Source organism: Shimia abyssi (assembly GCF_003014475.1).
In the GTDB taxonomy this organism is placed as follows: domain Bacteria; phylum Pseudomonadota; class Alphaproteobacteria; order Rhodobacterales; family Rhodobacteraceae; genus Shimia; species Shimia abyssi.
Window position 1 is genome coordinate 23,479 of sequence record NZ_PYGJ01000023.1, and the last position, 18,486, is coordinate 41,964.

General features: G+C 55.4%; 14 protein-coding genes and 1 pseudogene. 7 read left to right on the forward strand and 8 right to left on the reverse strand.

Going from position 1 to position 18,486, the window contains the following annotated elements:
• Window positions 1–20 precede the first annotated feature (20 nt).
• The 3 genes from CLV88_RS23490 to CLV88_RS21290 all read left to right on the forward strand — a co-directional run bounded on the left by CLV88_RS23490 (window position 21) and on the right by CLV88_RS21290 (window position 5,863).
• Window positions 21–4,082: an AAA family ATPase gene (locus tag CLV88_RS23490; protein WP_106610425.1), complete on the forward strand. Its 4,062-nt coding sequence runs from the start codon at window positions 21–23 to the stop codon at window positions 4,080–4,082.
• Window positions 4,079–5,332 (forward strand): McrC family protein, encoded by a 1,254-nt coding sequence (locus CLV88_RS21285; protein WP_106610426.1) that lies wholly within the window; start codon window positions 4,079–4,081, stop codon window positions 5,330–5,332. The genes CLV88_RS23490 and CLV88_RS21285 overlap by 4 nt, the downstream gene beginning before the upstream one ends.
• 114 nt (window positions 5,333–5,446) lie before the next feature.
• Window positions 5,447–5,863 carry a hypothetical protein gene (locus tag CLV88_RS21290; protein WP_106610427.1) on the forward strand — a complete coding sequence of 139 codons (417 nt, stop codon included), beginning with the start codon at window positions 5,447–5,449 and terminating at the stop codon, window positions 5,861–5,863.
• A 38-nt stretch (window positions 5,864–5,901) separates the two neighbouring features.
• Here the strand turns inward: CLV88_RS21290 and CLV88_RS23815 are convergent.
• The 6 genes and pseudogenes from CLV88_RS23815 to CLV88_RS21315 form a co-directional block, all read right to left on the reverse strand.
• Window positions 5,902–6,003: pseudogene (locus CLV88_RS23815) on the reverse strand (HGGxSTG domain-containing protein); the annotation flags it as partial.
• 143 nt (window positions 6,004–6,146) lie between these two features.
• Window positions 6,147–7,109, reverse strand: a complete 963-nt coding sequence (locus tag CLV88_RS21295) for a hypothetical protein (RefSeq protein WP_106610428.1) — start codon at window positions 7,107–7,109, stop codon at window positions 6,147–6,149.
• On the reverse strand, window positions 7,106–7,738 hold the full coding sequence (locus CLV88_RS21300; protein WP_133170026.1) for a hypothetical protein: 633 nt from the start codon (window positions 7,736–7,738) through the stop codon (window positions 7,106–7,108). The genes CLV88_RS21295 and CLV88_RS21300 overlap by 4 nt, the downstream gene beginning before the upstream one ends.
• A gap of 106 nt (window positions 7,739–7,844) precedes the next feature.
• A complete protein-coding gene (locus CLV88_RS21305) occupies window positions 7,845–8,522 on the reverse strand; it encodes a thermonuclease family protein (protein WP_106610430.1) in 678 nt (225 codons plus the stop codon).
• An 82-nt stretch (window positions 8,523–8,604) separates the two neighbouring features.
• The gene (locus CLV88_RS21310; RefSeq protein WP_106610431.1) at window positions 8,605–9,780 is read right to left on the reverse strand and encodes a COG3904 family protein; all 1,176 of its coding nucleotides are present in this window, start codon (window positions 9,778–9,780) and stop codon (window positions 8,605–8,607) included.
• Window positions 9,764–11,359 (reverse strand): coiled-coil domain-containing protein, encoded by a 1,596-nt coding sequence (locus CLV88_RS21315; RefSeq protein WP_106610432.1) that lies wholly within the window; start codon window positions 11,357–11,359, stop codon window positions 9,764–9,766. Before CLV88_RS21315 ends, CLV88_RS21310 begins: the two co-directional genes overlap by 17 nt.
• 397 nt (window positions 11,360–11,756) lie before the next feature.
• Here CLV88_RS21315 and CLV88_RS21320 point away from each other — a divergent pair, with 397 nt between their 5' ends.
• Both CLV88_RS21320 and CLV88_RS21325 read left to right on the forward strand, forming a co-directional pair.
• Window positions 11,757–12,743, forward strand: a complete 987-nt coding sequence (locus CLV88_RS21320) for a helix-turn-helix domain-containing protein (RefSeq protein ID WP_106610433.1) — start codon at window positions 11,757–11,759, stop codon at window positions 12,741–12,743.
• Between the two features lie 332 nt (window positions 12,744–13,075).
• Window positions 13,076–13,477 carry a hypothetical protein gene (locus CLV88_RS21325; RefSeq protein WP_106610434.1) on the forward strand — a complete coding sequence of 134 codons (402 nt, stop codon included), beginning with the start codon at window positions 13,076–13,078 and terminating at the stop codon, window positions 13,475–13,477.
• Window positions 13,478–14,031: 554 nt separating this feature from the next.
• Here the strand turns inward: CLV88_RS21325 and CLV88_RS21335 are convergent.
• On the reverse strand, window positions 14,032–14,910 hold the full coding sequence (locus CLV88_RS21335) for an amidohydrolase family protein (RefSeq protein ID WP_106610436.1): 879 nt from the start codon (window positions 14,908–14,910) through the stop codon (window positions 14,032–14,034).
• On the reverse strand, window positions 14,900–15,910 hold the full coding sequence (locus CLV88_RS21340) for an ester cyclase (RefSeq protein ID WP_106610437.1): 1,011 nt from the start codon (window positions 15,908–15,910) through the stop codon (window positions 14,900–14,902). Before CLV88_RS21340 ends, CLV88_RS21335 begins: the two co-directional genes overlap by 11 nt.
• Window positions 15,911–16,094: 184 nt before the next feature.
• Here CLV88_RS21340 and CLV88_RS21345 point away from each other — a divergent pair, with 184 nt between their 5' ends.
• Window positions 16,095–17,147 carry an ABC transporter ATP-binding protein gene (locus CLV88_RS21345; protein WP_106610438.1) on the forward strand — a complete coding sequence of 351 codons (1,053 nt, stop codon included), beginning with the start codon at window positions 16,095–16,097 and terminating at the stop codon, window positions 17,145–17,147.
• A gap of 76 nt (window positions 17,148–17,223) precedes the next feature.
• Entirely contained in the window at window positions 17,224–18,432 is a 1,209-nt protein-coding gene (locus tag CLV88_RS21350) for an ABC transporter substrate-binding protein (RefSeq protein ID WP_106610439.1), read from the forward strand.
• The last annotated feature ends 54 nt before the right edge of the window (window positions 18,433–18,486 follow it).

Sequence of the window (18,486 nt, forward strand, 5' to 3'; positions counted from 1 at the left end):
GAAGTTAAGGACCAACCGTTATGTCTCGTTTTAACCCGCACGAAAATGCTCCACCGATTCATGCCGCTGCCGAGACTTGGCGAGACCGGTGCTTTCTAAACGACGGGTCGCTTTTCACAGAAGAAACGGATTTGTGGAGCCTCGAAGTCTTTGACGAGTTGTACAAGGATTACTCGCTGAATTTGGACGAAGGCGAAGGTGACTTTTACGAAAAGCTTGAGATGCAGCTGGCTGCGGGGTCAGCCAAGTGTAAAAGGCTCATGGCCGAGGTCATGTGGTTGGTTCTACTGTTTTCTGTCAACACCAGACCGCCGAAAAAGCGCGAAGTTATCGAACGAATTTGGTCTTGGTCTGAGACACCATTTCCAGACGATCACCCTCTACTTTCTGACGATGTGATCTCTGGCCTGTCTTCTACCGGCACTGCATACAATACACACCGTTGGCGAGAACTCGTCTATGTTATTGCGGTAATGCGCGATTTTAAATCGCGGGACAATGTGGGGCGGCGCAATCTCTTGTCCGACCCTTGGGTGTTTGCCGAGTGGCTGCATGAAATCCCTAAGAATGGAAATCGGCAATTGCGGCATATTTTGACCCATCTGATGTTCCCAGATGTTTTCGAACGCATAACCTCTGGCCGAGATAAACGGGCAATAATTTCAGCGTATACCGGAGAGACCGAGAAGGAGTTGTTGGCCATTCCGTTGGTTGAACGGGACAAGAAACTATTGAAAATTCGAGAGGCTCAAGAAGCTGAGTTTGGCTTAGAATTTGATTTCTATATGGAAGAATTTCAAGGTTTTTGGAGCAAAGGTGGACCTGTTTCCGAATGTCGTAGTGGTGTCGATTGGCGTCCGATCGACCTTCAGATTAAGATGATCGAGATGGACAGAAATGGAGTTTCGCAGAATCGTCGCGATGTTATCAAGACATTGAAGACGTCATTGCTGTTTCCCAGTACCGAGTTTTCATCGACCAAGAAGATGGGCGCTTTGGAGGCGCCAGATGGCGAGGCGATTTGCCTGGAATACACCCCCAGCCAACCGAACCTTTGGGTTGGTGAAACCTACGTAGACGGGTTGCGTGCGGCGGGGTATGCGTTGGAGGAGAAGCCGGCGGTTGAAGGTGACCGGGAGGGGCGCCACTCTGCGTTGTCCTCAAAGGGTTTTCGGGGTCGCACGGCGTGGAAAGTTGCTGAGCTGACTGGTGAGGCCCTCGCAAAAGTGCTGGCGACAATGGGTGTGATGCCCGCAATGACCTTGTCGGATCAGGCTGTTGATCGTTGGGTGGCCGTTCTGCAGGACGAGTTTGAAGGGTTCGCGCATTTTGAGCCGCGTCATGACGGGTTTGATGAAACAGAGACGGATTACAAACACGAATTTGCAGACCGGTTGCGGAAAACGCTTGATGCCTGTCGCGAACCCGAAGATTTTGCCGAGGCCTATAGCACGGCACAAGAGACGTTCAATCTGATTGATTGGCGCGTTTTGGATCACTTGCGCACGCATCCAAACCACGTGAAGTTTGGAGAGGTCATTGGTGGGTTTGCGACGTCAGAAGCCCCAGATTTCCCTGAGTTTGTTGCAGACATGATTTCGGTCTGGAGGTCTGATCACAAGGGATCGCCTGATCCGGCCCGGCAAATCGGTGAAGCCATTGCGATGGTTTTGCACCCCAAGAACGCGATCTATTTTCGACGGACTGTGCTGGATGACTTGTACAATGAGGCCGTCGGCCAACTTTTTCCACGCTCTGAGGATCCCGTCGAAGAATATGCCGAAGAGCTGCGGTTCGGGCGGGCTGTTTTTCAGGCTTTTAAAGAGCGCGGCCTAGCCCCGCGTAACCTGATGGACGTGCAATCGGCGCTCTGGGTTGTGCATAATCATGCATCAGAGACCCCAACCGCGCGAGTTTCACGCGAGACCGTTGAGGCGGCAATGGATGCGTACGACGCCTACAAAACCTCTGGCAAGCATGGCGATCTATTCGATGCTTTTGGGGATCCCCGCGACTATTGGGTGCGCTCGACGCGTGAGAGGCCAAACCAGGTGTATCCGACAAAACCAATCATCGGCTTTATCCGTAATAAAACGGTTTTCAATGGAGGATGGGGGCAAAAGAGCGATGCGGCAGCTCAGTTGCACAATGCTGGGTTTATCATTGTTGACAGTGACAATGAGCCTGTCGAGCCACCCGAAAGATACAGCCATCTGATCAACGATGCAGACCGCATTCGATTGTGCGCATTGAACTACTATATCGCTCTAGCACGCGAGCGCGGCCACGCCTTTGTCCAGATCCAGGCGGGCACCTTGGGTAGGGATTTGTTTCTAGTAAATGCGACAGCCAATGTGTGTCAGGCCTTGCGCGGCAAGAAGTTTCAGGACCTCGCCGCGGTTTCGCCACCGACCCAGAAGGGCCCAAGAGACAGCACAACAACAACATTTACCTTTGATTTGAGTGGTTCCGAAATGCCTATTCAGCCAGTTTCAGATACAGCACAACCAACCGGGCCCCTTAACACGATCCTCTTTGGTCCGCCGGGCACGGGTAAGACCTTTGAAACCGCAGAGCGTGCGGTGCGGATTTGTGATGGCGAGGTGCCCACGCATCCCGATCCCGCCGAAGCGCGCAAGCTGGTCATGGCACGCTACAAGGCGTTGGAAGAGGCGCATCGGATTGCCTTTGTGACCTTTCACCAGAGCTATGGGTATGAAGAGTTTGTCGAGGGGTTGCGGCCCGAGACGCAGCCCGATGAGGACGAAGCCCAAAGCGCGTCAGGGTTCCGTTTGGTTCCTGTCGATGGCGTCCTCAAGCGAATTGCACAACGGGCGCGGCAACAGGCCTATGTGCAGTCCGAGGACTGCGATTTCAGCGGCCGAAAGGTGTTCAAGGTGTCCATCGGTGAATCCTGGGATTCTGGAAAAGACGATATCCGGGAAGAGTGCTTTAACTATGACTTTCTTGCCATAGGGTATGGGGGTGAAATCGACTGGTCCGATGACATCTACGCATCGCCCCGCGAGATCCTGTCACGCTTGCAACAAGAGGCGGGCAAAGAAGACGCCACGGGGCATGATGCGACCGTAAAGGCGATCCGGCGCCTCCGCAACGATATGAGCAAAGGGGACATCGTAATTGCCAGCAAGGGCAACAAAAAGGCGCGTGCCATCGGTATTGTTACGGGCGGTTACAGGTTTGAGGATGGTGATGACGTTGAATACAGGCAACGCCGCGAGGTTGACTGGCGCTGGGTTGCAAAAGAAGGCGACGAAATAGATGTGGACGAGATCTATGGCAAGAGCTTTGCCATGGGGACGCTTTATAGGCTGGTTGACGATTTGATAATTTGGCGGGCCTTGGGAAGCTATCTTGCACCTCAGATTGAAGCTGTTGATGCTCCGAAACGCCCCTATGTTCTGATCATCGACGAGATCAACCGCGCCAATATCTCCAAGGTGATGGGCGAGATGATCACGCTGTTGGAAGAGGACAAGCGGGAAGGGATGGAGAATGCGCTGTCGGTGGTGCTGCCGCATTCGAAAAAGCCATTCACTCTGCCGTCGAACCTGCACATTCTGGGTACGATGAACACGGCCGACCGTTCGATTGCGCTGCTGGACACGGCGCTGCGGCGACGGTTCAGGTTCGAGGGGGTCGACCCTGACCCAAGCGTTCTGTCGCCTGTTGACGGCATCGACCTGCCGCGTGTTCTGGCCACGATCAACGCGCGGCTGGAATATCTGATCGGGCCGGATCATCTGATCGGGCACGCGTGGATGATGGGGGCCGAAACTCTGGCCGATCTGGACTGGATCATGGCGACCAAGCTGATCCCGTTGATGCGCGAGTATTTCCACGAGGATCTGGGCCGAGTACGGGCCGTGCTGGGCGGCGGCAATGCGTTTCTGGAACAGACCAAACTGCCGGTGCCGCCGGGGCTGGACAGCATGTATCACGAGCCGCGCTTTCGCTATTTGGATCGCTACTACATCACAGGTGCTTACGGTCAGGCGGCCTATGACGAGTTGCTAAACGGGGCCGGGCAGCAGGGCGGACAGGACGGAGACGTCGGGTGAAACTGTTCGCTGGGCAAAAATCGCTAACCTGTCTTGAGTGGAAGCATGTTTCGATCGGTGATGGGGCCACGGTCCTTACACCCGCTCAGGCGGATCGCTTGTGCCATCTCGCCGAGACCCGCGCGCGGGTCCTGAAACTCGGACCCGAGGCCGTGCTGGCACGCCGCCATAACCATGTTAAGGCGGGGCAGGTCTGTGGGGTTTTGGCCGCGCCAGACGTGACGCTGGAAATCCTGCCCAAGCTGGATATTGACGGCGCGCAGGGGCGAGACGTGCTGATCCATATGCTGGATGTGGCCTATGACTTGCGGATTGCCTCGGATGGCTTGGCGGGCCTCGGCACACAAAAGCTGGACCTGCTCGAAGTGACAATCCTGTCCTTTGCCCGTCGCCTGACGGCAACCCTGCGTCGGGGCCTGCCACGCAGATACCTGACCGACGCGGATGATCTGAGCGTGTTGCGCGGGTCACTGGACATCAAGCGGCAGTTTACGGTGAACGCGGTGCGGCCCGACCGGTTGGCGTGCCGCTATGACGAGTTGACGGCAAACACGCCCCTGAACCGCGTGGTGTTCGCTGCGGCCCGACTGTTGGCGCGGCGGACCGGGTTGGCGGCGACTTACACGATGCTGAACGATGCGCTTGACCGGATGGAGGGTGTCGGCATCAGCCGCGATCCCTTGCGCGAGCCGGTGTCGCTGGACCGTACAAACACCGCCTGGCACGGGGTGTACCGCATGGCACGGCTGTTGCTGGCCGGGGCGTCGCAGTCGGCGCGTTCGGACGCGCACGAGGGTTTTGCCTTGCTGTTCCCGATGAATGATCTGTTCGAGAAATACACCGCCAACCTGATGCACCGTCGCTATGGCCGTGCCGTGCGCCGCCAGGCCAAGGGCAAGGCAGTCACCAAAAGCGGCCTGTTCCGCATGAAGCCGGACATTCTGGTGGATCGCGGGTATGAGACCCTGATCATCGACACCAAGTGGAAACAGCTGGACCTGAGCGACGCCAAGGCCGGCGTGTCACAATCCGATGTCTACCAGATGCTGGCTTATGGCCACGCCTATGGTCGCCACGACGGCAACACTCGCCTGATGCTGCTTTATCCTGCACGGGACGGGCAGGGGACGGGTATTTTCAAGAATTGGATTGTCGAAGGCAGCGGGTTCGGCTTGCAGATTGCCACGCTGGATTTGTCCGCGCGGGATGTAGCCGGCAAAGGGCTGGAGGGGTTGGTTGGCGCCGTGTAGCACATTGAGTTTCGTGCAAACAGGATTGCGTTGCCAAGTCAAGAAGATACAGCGGCTTGAGGTCAGCATCTCTCGCCGTTGGAGGATTGACGTTCAAGGTAGGAGAAGTCTGGCATGTTCACCTTTCTGCGAAGAGGAATTTTTATTGTCACGCTGCTCGTCTCTTTGACTCTCAGTACAATCGCTGCCGCCATTTGGGCGTTCAGCCTGTCGGCGCAACTGGCCGCGGCGGGAGTTGCTCACGCGGCTGCGATGTCCAGGGCGGTTGCCCGCGAAAAGGCAAAAGGGCGGTTGAAAAGAATAATGGTGGCGGTGCCGATTGTGGGGACGGCTGTGGCCGGGGGTTTTGAATATTATGAGTACACCCAATGGCAAGAGGATAACCCTGACAAGGACGCAGGGGACTATGGTTGCGAGGTGGCCCAGGCAAGCGCCGAAGTGATGGACGAGGTGTTGATGGAATTGCCCGAAACCGTCAGGCCTTCAGAGCAGTTCGTGCAGGGTTACATCCCAGAATGCGAGGAAGGCTAGCACCGGAGTTTCAGGTGAGGGAAGAGTTGGAGAGATCATCACGTCTTTTTCCCTTTGGGGTCTGTGCTCAGTCCGCCAAATAACCTGCAGCGACGTTTGCCAGGAACGACCTTTGCTTGGCATTGGTGACCGCTTCGGGTTCTGGCACGACAAAGGGGGTGTAGGCTTTTCGGAACCGGCCCAGCGTTGTCTGGCGCGCTCTTCTATTCACAAAATGCGTCGCCCGGACCCTTGGTGTATGTGGTCAGGCAACGATGTCGCCCACATAGATTGGGGCCTATTCTTACGCCTGAGGCAGCACCAGCAGCGGTTCTTCTTCCTCGGCAACGGCGCGTTCGATGTATTCGCGACCGTGCAGGTCGTTTTCAATCAGGGCAGCGGCAGTCAGGGGTTGGCTGGACAGGCGGGCGCGGAGTTCGGAAAGGTCGGAGGTCAGCGAAAGGGCCGTGTCTTTGTCGGCGATCTTGGTGCGCATTACGTCTGCGGGCAGGTTCCAGGCTATCTGGTTCAGCTGTTGCGCCTGCGCCGAGGCGCGTTTGGCCGCTGCCTGTTTTTCATCCAAAGCCAACAGCACTCTGAATTGCGCCCCGCCACAGAGGGACAGTGCGCACAGAACTGCCCTGAAAAGATCTGCATCCAACGTGATCTCGGCGGACATCTTGAGCGCCGTATCGCTAAAGTGGTTGTAGTTTTCGTTCAGCTTTCCGTCTGCGGCGCGTAACACCTCGTCGCGATCAGAACGCACGTCGCTTTCTTCTACGCGTTCGAGTTGTGTGCGCAGCTCGGTTAGATTGTGGCGAATGCGTGCCTCTTCCCAGACTTTGGGAATGGCATCAATTTTTTCCTCCATGCGTTCTACTGCTGCTCCGATGTGATTCAACCGGTGCAGAACGATTGCGGTGCTGGCAACCGTTACGCCAATACCCAAAACAGAGGTGCCCAAAGTGGCGAGCTGCAGGTTTTTCATGCCGCCCATCAAGGATTCAAGGGCCGCCATGCGCGATTTGATTTGTTCGTTTTGGATGGTTTGAAACACCGAGAGACCGGCGCCGACGGGGTTGGCGCCTGACAGTAGCCCAGGCGCCTGTTCCATTACAGTGCGCAACAACCCGGTTTCCTGCAGGTGGCCGACAATTTTACCCGTTTGGGCGTCCTTGAGAATGGCGCCATAGCGCACGAGTTTGCCAGATGAGAGGCCCGGCAAATGTTCAAGCGCGGCGGAAAAGGGAATTGCTGACAGGTTCATGTCAAAGTCTCCTGTTTTTTTAAAGCGATTTGGTCAATCTCGGCTAGAAGGCATCGCTGCACCGAAGGGGTGTCAGGATCGGCCACATCTCCGATAATCTTGTTTCTGGCTTCACTCTGCACCTGTTCGATGTACATGCAGGTCAGGTTTTCCAATTGCTGGTTTCGAAATGACGAGGATCCGAAGGTCGCAATTGCGAGTCCCCCACCCAAAAGCGCAAGCGCCGGGAGGCTAATGGCGCTGGTGGTGAAAACGAGCAGCGTCGTGGTCGTTACGGTCGCAAGTCCAGCCACAAAAGGTATGACCGCCAGCGGTGCCACTGAAACGGCGGCCGTAACACCGGCGCTGGCAATTTCTCCCATTGACCAGGAATGGTCTGCAGATTGCTGTACCAGTTGATCTTCGAGATGCTTTGCCGAAGCTTCGTAGTTTTCGCGAAGCTGGGAATAGTGGCGCTTCATCCAGTCTTCGACAATCGGTGCGACGTGCTCGTCGTGGTAGCTGCTGCGCCACAGCCAATCTTTCAACGTCATTTGGCGAAGGGCGGTGTCGATCAGCTGATTCAGCTCGTGAAGTTTGTCGGCAAAGTGCTCCACAACCCTAAGGCGCTCGTCGTCGCGCCAATCCATGATTTCGGAACGGATGATGTTGGAGTGAAGTCCTGTCATGGGCGGGAGTATCGCACGCGAGAAAGGGGAGGTGAAGAAAGAACCACAGGTTGATCTGCAGATTCGCTTACCGCGCTCGGCGCCATCCGGCTGCGCGGGCCTCGGCTTCTGAGCAGAACCAGCGTTCGCCTTTGCCTTCGTTGATTTTTGTGCGGTCGTACCATTTGGTGCCGGGCAGGCGATAAATCCGTTTGCCTTTGGAGCTGATGTTGCCCTTGATCGCGCAGGCCCCGGTATCCGCGCGAGAGACCGTGTCAGAGCCAAGCCGTTCGCCCTTGCGCCAGCGATCGGGGGGGGTAAAGCGGCCCTGCCAGATGCCGAGACCGGCGCGTTTGGAGTGTGCCTCGTGCGCGACGTAATCGCGTGAGTACTTGCGATAGGCCACGGCCCAGCCCTGTTCGACCATCCAGGCATTCATATTAACGCCACCGGTTGAGCAGATACCGATATAGCGCCCGTAACGGTCGGTGTCGGTGATCTGACAGGACACCGTGCGCCGCCCGATCTCTGCATCGAGGGCCAGGGCTGCTTTCTGGCCGCAGTGCCAGTTGCGATCCCGTGCATCGCGGCAAAACTGCCCGCTTTCTGGTGCATCGATTCCGTGCAGGCGAATGCGTTTTCCGTGAATGTTGATTGTGTCGCCGTCAATCACGCTGGCTCTACCGATGAAGGTGGGCGGTTCGGCAGCCTGTGTTGCAGAGGCAAGAACCAACGCAAGCATGGCAAAGAAGGGTCTGAAGGTCATGAGGTGATGCACAATACTGTTAATATTTGGTTAACGGTTATGGAAAGCAAGAGGCCATCGCGAGGCAGGCTGGACCAAAGTGTCAGGAGTTGACGACCCTCCAGGCGCGGAGTTCGTGACCGCTGAGCCAGTACATGTCTTCAGGCGAAGTCTGGCTGCCTGCGATGAAAAAGTCCTCGCGCACACCTGCAGCCTTGAACAGAGCGACCAGCGCTCCGGCAAAGGCCTGCGTTTCGGCTTCGTCGGCTTCACCGTCGATCGTGTCCCACTGGTGCACGCCTACCCGGGCGCCGGGGTCCACCGAACGCTTGCTACCCCCGAGAAACAGAATGGTGCAGGCACTGGCGCATTCGCCGTTGACTACTGTGTTGACATCATTGGCTTTGAGCACTTCGAACCCTCGGACCGCATCGTTCAGAATGCCGCCGGGCGAGTCAAAAGTGATGTGGCTGGCCCCGTTGTCTACAGCTGCAATCAACTGGTCCACGCTTTGAGCGGTGACATCGCCGGAAAAGGAATAAGTGTTGTTGGTAGAGGCGGGAGAGACAGCGGACAGATCCGGGTTGCCATCAAGCCAGGGGCAGGCGTTGAACAATTTGCGGTGGTCAGCTTGGCTAAGGCCGGTTTTGTCAAGTTCCGCGGCCGTTGGTGTGACAATGACCGGCGACAGGCCCGGGAACTTGTCGCCCAGCTCGACCGACAAGACGACGCCTGCGGTAGGAATCTGCGTGTAGCACCATGCGTGTTTGAACTGGGTGTCAGTGCCCTTGTCGTAATGGTGGCCTGCTTTCACAATGAACTTGTCGGTGCCGATTGTGACGTCGGTCGTGCGGAACAAGCTAAAGTTTGTGGTGACAACAGTGTCCTCTCCGGCAGTTGCCCCCGCGGAGTGCGGCATGTTGGGCCAGATAGGGGCCGGTGCCTCGGCCACCGCGGGTGTACTGGACGTGACGGGCGGCGGCGGCAGTTCAGCCAAACGGCGGCTCTCGGCATTCAGCACGAGCCAGAAGGCGAAACCCGCAGCCAGCACAAGAAAAGAAAGTCCCATCAATACGATGAACACGCGACTTGCCTGTGCTTTGAGCAAAGCCGCGCTGGCACCGGCATCGGCTGCGGTTCTGGTTTCGTGCGCTTTTGCCGAATTTGTCTGTGTCAGACGGTCAGAGGCTGCCTTGATCTCGTGGGCTGGTCCCTCGAGACGTTCGGCGTTGGCCTTGATGACCTGTTCCAGCATATTTGTGTCATGCTGCTCGCGCATAGTCATCTCCATTCACTTTCTTGGTCATGTCAGGCATTGGGGCGACAGGCTCTTTCGAGGTGTCCGGGTCCGGATCCGTTAGTGAGTCCGTGGGGGCCTCGCCCGACCGCGTGTCAAACTCGATGGCCATCTGCGCCTTCAGTTCGTCTGCCGCTTCCGGGGGCAGGGCGTCGAGGATCGCTGTGATGCCGTCCTCGACATTCTCTCCGATCGGCACCGGCACATAGACATAGCGCAGGACAGGCACTTCGACCTCGTAGGGAACCTCGACCTCTTTCTCGACGATTTTCTCGACCTCGATCTCTTGGACGCGAACAACCGGTCGGACACCGCGCACCTTGAACCACTGCGAGTACATCGCGACGCTTGATCCGGTTAGGGCGGCCACAATACCAAGAAGAGCGCCAAAGACCGCGCCAACCTGTTTGGCCTGGTTGTCTTGGACATCCGCGGGTTCGACCCCGAATACGAAAGAGGCCCAACGGTGCATCTGAGAGAGCTCGGCAGCATGTGCCACAGCGCCTACTGCTTTGATCGCTTCGGCCTCGAGCGCTTCGATTTGGCGGGCACGGTCTGCCTTGTCTGATTGAATTGTCAGCAAAGTTGCCGTTCGCTGGTCTGCGCGTGCCGAGTTTTCCCGTTCGAAAGCGGCCAGGGCTTTGGCCGCTTCATCGCGTTCGGTTTGTTTCTGTGCGACATTGGCCAGCGCTTCTGGGGAAGGCTGCGTGATGGACTTTTCGATTTCAGCGTTAAGCTTCATGATTTCAGTTTCGAACTGTGCACGTGCCTCCAAAATAACATTCTGTTTGGCCGGCATGCCACGCATCCGGTTGTTGAGCTGGTCGCGCATACGATTGTCGATGCCGTCCCCGTTCAGGCGGGTCATGATCCATTCTTGTTCCGACTGCCACGCAGCGCCTGCTTCGGCTCCTGCCTTGTCTTGTTGCTCGGTCAGGCTGGTCAGCTGCGCTTTGAGCTCGCGCGTTTCCGGGCTTTCGAGGTTTTCCCGCGCCGTTTGCAGCGCCTTTTCACGGATTGCCAGAGATTGTTCCAGCTGGGCCATGCGTTCTGCATCGACCTGAGCGATGTCTTCTCCCTTTAGATCATCTGCGCCCGAGTGCTTTAGCTGTTCGATTTCACCACGAAGCGACTGTACCTCTTCGCGTGCTTTGCCGACGGGTTGGGTTGTGACGTGAACATAGCGCTCGATCCCGTTAAACACGGTTTCAAAGGAAATGAGAGAGGCGACAAAAAGGCCGACAAGGGCCAGGTATCGTGCAACGCCGCGTGCATGGAAAACCACTGTTGCGGCTGGAATTTTGGCCAGTTCGACAGCCGCTAGCACCACAAAAACCCCGAACACTGGAATTGCTTGCAGCCAGCCCGAACCGGCAGGAGCACTGAAGGCTTGGGCAAAAGCAACACCAAGGCCTGCGGCGACAAGAACGCCCTCGATTGCCCAGGCGAGAAAGAACAGTTTGCGTGACCACTTTTGATTTTCCGGGCGCAGCTGGTCGTCCTGAACATCGGAAGCAGCAGCCGTGTCGCCGATTTGCGATTCAATGACTTCGGTTTTCATAGCAGCCTCGTTTCTTTGTTCAGCGCAGCTTCAGGTCCCCTTGAGGCGGCGCTTTCTTTACCAATTGTTAACTATTTGCAGGGGGTGACAAAAATAGTCATTGTCATTCTAAGTTATTGATAGGGAGGATTAATTCGTCTATGAACTCGCAATCCAGGAACTGTGTGGCCCTCGTAATTGAATTGAATTTGAAGAATTATTCACGCCCTTCCAAATAAGCAGATGGGGAGATGCAGGCATCATTTCTTGTCTATTTTGGACAGGGTTTTGTGAGTTTTTGACTCTCTGCCGTGCATGGAAAATGGGCGGGACCCAAGCGACAAGTGACGCCTTGCATCAGGTTCGGGAATTTCCTTCAATGCGTTAGGCCGTGGTGCTGGTGAAGTGGGAGGATTTGATGCAGGTTGATGGTTCCAGAGTCCAATATCTCATGGAGGTGTTGCAAAGGAGGTCAGGTAACAAGGCAGCCGCGAAAATCCTCAAAAACGTCGGGATAAAGGATCTCGAAGAACCAATCGACGTTCTCGCAGAAGCCGAATTTGTAAGGCTCGCGTGTCAGGAACTGGATGACCTGCTGTTTGCAGTAAAGGCTGGGTTGGATTATAGATATTCGACAACCTTGGTCGGATATGTCGCCCGATACTCCAGAACAGTGGAAGCGGCGATCAGAAACTCTCAGAAGATAAGCGCAACTGTATATCCGGCTTATCGACTAGTACTGCAGGTCTCTAGCAATTACGCTTCTCTAGAGTTGGAAGCTGTTGATGAACGGTTGAGTAAGTATCATCGCCATCGGGACCTTTTGATTTTTGGTGTGCTTGCTCTGTTGCGAAGCATCACAAATACGCAATTTTACCCAATTGAGCTTAGGCTGACCCATCCAGGCGGTGACTTCGCTTCGGAAATCGAAAAGATTGCCGGCTTCCCGGTGGTTTTCAGCGCCGAGAAGCTCGAGATGCTTCTGCCGCTTTCAGTGTTGGACATCCCCATCCCAACTTACGAACCAAAGCTGCGTGACTATCTTATTGCATATGGAGAGCGCCTGCTGGTCGATAACCCTAATCAGGCACCCAGCCTTAGGGCGCGCATCGAAGGTGTGCTGACCAATGGTTTACCCAATCGCTTGCTTCCAGCAAAAGAAGTCGCCGCGACTCTGGGTATGAGTGGCCGAACGATGGCGCGCAGACTTGAGGGAGAGGGGCTGAAGTTCAGAACAATCGTTGACGATCTGCGATTGGATTTATCCAAGACCTATCTGAGGGACGGTATCAGCGTTACAGAAGTGGCCTTTCTTCTCGACTACTCAGACACCGCCGCGTTTTCTACGGCCTTCAAGCGTTGGACCGAACTCTCGCCGAGGCAGTTTGTGCAAAAGGCCTCATAGCCTAAGTGATCATTCTAGTTTCAGGGTCTGTAGTAAAACCCAGCGATCAGCCGGATCGCTGGGGGCAAAGAGTCTAATTGCAATACGTTTTACCGGTCACAGTGTTGTAGTGGCACGTGTTTGTTGTGGCGTGTACCCCGGCACCGGACACACGAGATGTGGTCGAGTAGGTATTGCCCGTGTGGTTGGTGGTGACGCTAGAGCGTACTCCTGAAAGCGAACCGTAACCGTTACAAGTCACATTGGTACCAACTGTTGTGCACCTCACACCTCCATTTTGGTCGCCATAGCTGACGGAGTCCGCAAAGGCCGGAGATGTCACGGCCACCACAATGGCCGCGCAAACAAAGCCGACCCGCATCATTTGGAGCGGGTGCCAGGCGATGGGTCTGGGCGCAGGCGGTCTTATGCGCCAGACAATCGAAACGGACCCCTACAAGCACGAGGATTGGGACACTCGCTTGAGCCAAAAGTTTTTCGTCTCGCATTTGCATGCCAAGGATTGGCTATCGCTGACAGGAGAACCTGCGCCAAACGTCCCCCCGACAGCGCAAGAGTATTCGGCAGCGGAATTGCCGTGGTTCGAATGGTATGGCGCCGACCAGCCGCCGTTACCCGGAGGCAAGGCGTTGGCAGGGCTCAGGTCTGTTGGCACGTTGCACAAGGACAAAACCGGCGCTGAACTGCCGCATTCCCAGGATGTTGAGATGGTGAAACCCATCTTCTTGGATTAAAGTGAACTTGTTGCAAACGCTCATACTGGTTGGTGAGCAATGGTTTGAGCGATACCTGAACAGCAGCTAATGGGTGCCAACAGTCTGTTATTACGCAAAGGCCGCAGTTCAGGGACTGCCTTGAGCAGTGTTTGGAATTTCATAACCAATCATATACAGTCGGACATCGTAGTTTGTATACGGAAGCTAAAATGGAAATATGTTCAAAGTGGTCTCCAACAGTTGGGCTACATGCCAGAGGAGGTTAGGTGAAGTAAGTATCGTTGGTATCGCCCTCCCGCAACCATCGTTACAGAACGGCCTTGAGATACACTCTCAGAGGCCGTTTTTGTTTGCACCAACGACAACAAGCCAGCGAGTTCGCCAACCAATTCAATGGACAGCTTGCCCCCGTCTGGGATCAGCCGAATCTCCGACAAGAGACTCCGAATGATCGTGGTAGCCTCGGGCTTGGTGGCCGCGTCGTTCAGGGCGTAAGAGAGATCGGCGAAAAGCCCCGTGGGACTGGAGGCAATGCTGGCACCTGATCGCATGTACGAGAGTGCTTTCGTTTTCTAGGGATCCGCGAAACCATAGAATTTGGAGGCAGTTTTCCCAAATACGGCCTCGCGAGCTGTAGCAGGAACGAGTGAAGTGATTGAATCGATCAAGGTGGCGTAGTCCGAGTACAAACTATCGACCGGGAAATTTGATCCAAACATGCATCGCTCGGGCCCGAATTGGTCAAGGCACGCCTCGACAATCGGGCGGATGCTTTCTGTGCTCCAATTATGGTCAAACATCCCAAGGCCTGACAACTTGCAAACCACATTTGGCTGCGCTGACAGGTGCCTCAGCGCATTTTTCCATTGCCTCAAGCCGTGCTTGCTTCTGTTATGTGGGCTACCAGCATGGCATAGAGCGACATGGGTGTCCGGTGCTTGTGCGAGAATGGCCGCAGTCTTTTCCATCAACTCTGGTATCAATTGCAAATCAAACGACAGCCCGCGAGTACCTGCCATCTGTAAACCGCGCACAAAGGCTGGGTTGTCGAGCAACGCGTTGGTGCCGGTCACATCATCCTCGTCCGGCGCGCGGCCAACGATCTGCCGAACGCCCCGCACAGTGGGCATTGACGAAAATGCCGCCAACTGCGCTTCGAGATCAGCCGCAGCTAAATCGCAGAAAACAACCTGCTTTATTGGCCAGTCTGGATTTGCATCTGCCACGGATTGAACCCACGTAGCTTCAGTCAGCCCATCTTCCGCTCCGACTTGAATGTGTACGGAACCGGATATCCCTGCCGCTTCTGCATCGCGGCGAAACTCTTTAATCAAGTAGTCGCGCTGGATCGGGGTAGGATCGCCGAAGAACCGGATTTGCCCCTTGGCCATCAACCAAGGGTAATTCACCGACTTCAAGTCCCAAAGATGGTGATGTGCATCAATTTTCATGACCTGTAATCCCTGTTGTTCGCGCTAAAACATCCACGCCTTGCTGCTTCCAGAAGTGCAGTAAGTCGATAAAAATCCAGTTTTCTGCTAACTTGTCTCCGTCGCGCCGGTAAATGTCGATTACCCTAAACTCCCCAGCTTTGTCCGTGGCGGGCATTCCCATAAATCCCCCGGAAGGCACGGCAGTGAAGTTTGGCCATCCAAAAAAGCCGCCATAATGTCCCTCAGCCATGCGGCAGATGTGGTTTGTTTTTGAGCGTTCGGTGAACCCCGCGCGAAAGGGGCCAGAATGCTGTTTCGCATAGCGCTCGATTGTATAGGTCGCGCCGATGCCACTTGGACCCCACCAAATCATGTCGTCATGCCATGTCCGGGCCAATTCTTCTTCGAGCGATAACCCACTGTCCCACTGCCCAAGATCAGTGATCATCGCTTCGATTGCAGACAGTGTTCTCTCTCCCTCAGCCTCAGGCTGCGGTTCAAACAATAAGCCGTCGTGTGTCATAGGCCCCGGTTGAACCAATTGCGCGGCAGTTTGTTCAGGAAAGGGGGTTAGACCCGCCTGCAGCATTAGATGGGGAATGTCGAAAAACATCGCAGTTTCGACAATCATTTCGTCTTCAATACGATGAAACGCACAATAGCGTAGAAATGCCATTTTTTTGGTTGGCCGTATCCCCAGCCAAGGCCGATCAAACAAACCCATCAAATGCCCCATGGAGCAAACCCAAGTGCCGCCGGGTTCATCGAACCGGTTCTCAGCGGCAAAGAATACGTCCATACGGCGCTGCATCCGGGTAAGACACCGGCGCAGGGGGAGCCAGAAGTTTTCAACAACTTCAGCGGCCCCAATGATCTCATTGAAAGGGTGAAAGCCTCGCCACTTTAAGTCTGCCGAACAGTGGTTGTTCATAACCATCGCTAACGATTCGGGAGATGCCGAATCAAGTTCTTCATAAAACTCACGCACGATCTGCTTGGCGGCCTGAGGCGTTGTCATCGGGAGATTCTCCTAATTTATTGGGCTTTTTCCGGTGATCTGAAGGTCATCGGGGCCAATTTCACATATTTTTGCATACGTATGCAAAAATGTCTTGCCAAAACTGCCCTCACGTCACTACGTTTTTTGCAAACGTATGCAAACCGTGATTCCAAGCATGTGGAATTTGTCTTAGGGGGACATGATGGCCGAAATCCAGCTACGCAATGTTGGCAAGCGATGGGGCAATTTCGTCGGTGTCGACAATTTTGACCTAACGATCGCGGATCGCGAGTTCCTTGTCCTTCTCGGGCCTTCCGGCTGTGGGAAAACCACGACCATGCGCATGATTGCGGGGCTGGAGGATGCCTCTGATGGTGAAATTCTGATTGACGGCAAAGTGGTCAACGACCTTGAACCCAAGGACCGCGATGTAGCGATGGTGTTCCAAAGCTACGCGCTCTATCCGAATATGAATGTCTACGAAAATATTCGTTTTCCGCTCAAGGTGCGCGGAATTGCCCCCGAGGAGCATGACGAGCGAGTACGTCGGGCGTCTGCGATGGTGGAGCTTGATGAATTCCTTCACCGCAAGCCGGCAGAACTTTCAGGTGGTCAACGCCAACGAGTTGCTCTGGCCCGCGCCATTGTGCGCGAACCAAACGTATTCCTGATGGACGAGCCGCTGTCCAACCTTGATGCAAAATTGCGTGTCTCGACGCGGGCGCAAATAAAAAACCTGAGCCACGAATTGGCCGTCACGACGATTTACGTAACCCACGACCAAATCGAGGCTATGACGCTTGCAGACCGAGTGGTTGTTATGAAGCAAGGCATCGTGCAACAGGTCGGCAGCCCGACCGACATCTACGACATGCCGGCCAACACTTTCGTGGCAAGTTTTATCGGTTCTCCGGCGATGAATTTAATGGAAGGTGAGGTTCAAGGCGGTACGTTCCGCACCGAGCACGTCGAAATCCCCGGCCTATCTGCACCTGATGGGCCGATGACGCTTGGTTTCCGCGCCGAAGACGCGGGCATATCTGAGGCGCGAACTGGTCAGATCACCGCACCCATTTACACACTCGAGCTGTTGGGAGATGCCACCATGATTTCGGTCCGCGTCAGCGGAGCATTGGTGTCTGTCAAGGCCGACAAGTCTTTCCGCGCTGAAATCGGAGACATGGTCTCCTTTTCGGTGCCAGTTGATATCTGCCACCTCTTTGAAGCTGAAAGTGGTGCGCGATTGGGAGGCTGATGCCTCAACAACAGCCCGGTAGGGCAAACGAACGGTCCGAACGTGCACGGCGGACCGACAACAGGGAGAAACGCGAATGAAACTCAAGACACTTCTTGCGGCCGGTGCGGTCGCAATGTCATCGACGGCGGCCTTTGCCGGTTGTGCCATCGAGAACACCGTTCCGCTAAAGTCTTTGTCGGCCGGTTTTGAGGCTTGGAAGGCCGTGACTGACGCAATGGCAGAGTGTGGCAATTTTCAGGCTTCGCTCGATCAGGAATTCCGCGAGAAACAGCCCGAAGCCTTTGCTGCTAACCCGGCTCTTTATCAAATCGGTGGCGTTGCAAACGCAACGATGATCCCGCTTCTGAACGCGGGCAGCATCCGGCCATTGGATGATCTTGTCGCCAAATATGGGCAAAACCTAACACCAAACCAGTTGATCAAGGTGGATGGCAAGGTCATGGCGATCGCCATGATGGTGAACGCGCAGCACCTGATGTATCGGTCTGACATTCTTGCAGATCTCGGAATTGCAGAGCCCGCAACATGGGACGAAGTATTGGCGGCTGCGGAGAAAATCAAAGCAGCAGGTGTTGTGGAATATCCGCTGGGAGGCACGTTCAAGACGGGCTGGAACCTCGGCGAAGAGTTCGTGAACATGTATCTTGGCGAAGGCGGCACCTTTATTGGTGAAGGGAATATGCCCGCCATCAACAACGCCCAAGGCGTTGCTGCATTGGAAACCATGAAGGCGATGACTGCCTATATGGATCCGGAATATCTAGTGTCGGATTCGACCTACGTGCAACAGCAGTTCCAGCAGGGCAAAATCGCAATGGCCAACCTTTGGGCCAGCCGTGCTGCGGCGATGGATGATGAGGCCGAAAGCCAAGTGGTTGGCAAGGTTGCGATGGCGGCTGCACCTAACGGCTCAGCGGCGCCAGCGTCTTCGTTGTGGTGGGACGGTTTCGTGTTTGCCGCCAACATGTCTGACCAAGAGGCAGAAGCTGCTTTTCAGGTGGCCATGGAAGGTATCGATGGCGAAATGGTATCGGCCAACAATGATGCAGCTGTTTGGCTGCTCAATGGGTACACACCCGGCAAGCTGGCTGCTGGTGCAGCTGCAACGGCAGCCAATGGCGCCTCGCCTTATCCAGCTTCCGGTCCGATGGGCATAATGCACACCGTTCTGGGCAATGGACTGGCTGACTACCTCACCGGTGCAAAAGATGCAGAAACCACGCTGGCAGACATTGAAGCGGCTTATATGACGGCCGCCAAAGAAGCTGGTCTGGTGAAGTAAGCTCCCCCTCTTGCGAACCTTTCGGGGAGGGCGCAGTCCTCCCCGATTTCAAAA

Coding starts and splice junctions, on each gene's coding strand:
- CLV88_RS23490 (WP_106610425.1), top strand. CDS start 21: ATGTCTCGTTTTAACCCGCACGAAAATGCTCCACCGATTCATGCCGCT.
- CLV88_RS21290 (WP_106610427.1), top strand. CDS start 5,447: ATGTTCACCTTTCTGCGAAGAGGAATTTTTATTGTCACGCTGCTCGTC.
- CLV88_RS21295 (WP_106610428.1), bottom strand. CDS start 7,109: ATGAACCTGTCAGCAATTCCCTTTTCCGCCGCGCTTGAACATTTGCCG.
- CLV88_RS21300 (WP_133170026.1), bottom strand. CDS start 7,738: ATGGATTGGCGCGACGACGAGCGCCTTAGGGTTGTGGAGCACTTTGCC.
- CLV88_RS21305 (WP_106610430.1), bottom strand. CDS start 8,522: ATGACCTTCAGACCCTTCTTTGCCATGCTTGCGTTGGTTCTTGCCTCT.
- CLV88_RS21310 (WP_106610431.1), bottom strand. CDS start 9,780: ATGCGCGAGCAGCATGACACAAATATGCTGGAACAGGTCATCAAGGCC.
- CLV88_RS21315 (WP_106610432.1), bottom strand. CDS start 11,359: ATGAAAACCGAAGTCATTGAATCGCAAATCGGCGACACGGCTGCTGCT.
- CLV88_RS21320 (WP_106610433.1), top strand. CDS start 11,757: ATGCAGGTTGATGGTTCCAGAGTCCAATATCTCATGGAGGTGTTGCAA.
- CLV88_RS21325 (WP_106610434.1), top strand. CDS start 13,076: ATGGCCGCGCAAACAAAGCCGACCCGCATCATTTGGAGCGGGTGCCAG.
- CLV88_RS21335 (WP_106610436.1), bottom strand. CDS start 14,910: ATGAAAATTGATGCACATCACCATCTTTGGGACTTGAAGTCGGTGAAT.
- CLV88_RS21340 (WP_106610437.1), bottom strand. CDS start 15,910: ATGACAACGCCTCAGGCCGCCAAGCAGATCGTGCGTGAGTTTTATGAA.
- CLV88_RS21345 (WP_106610438.1), top strand. CDS start 16,095: ATGGCCGAAATCCAGCTACGCAATGTTGGCAAGCGATGGGGCAATTTC.
- CLV88_RS21350 (WP_106610439.1), top strand. CDS start 17,224: ATGAAACTCAAGACACTTCTTGCGGCCGGTGCGGTCGCAATGTCATCG.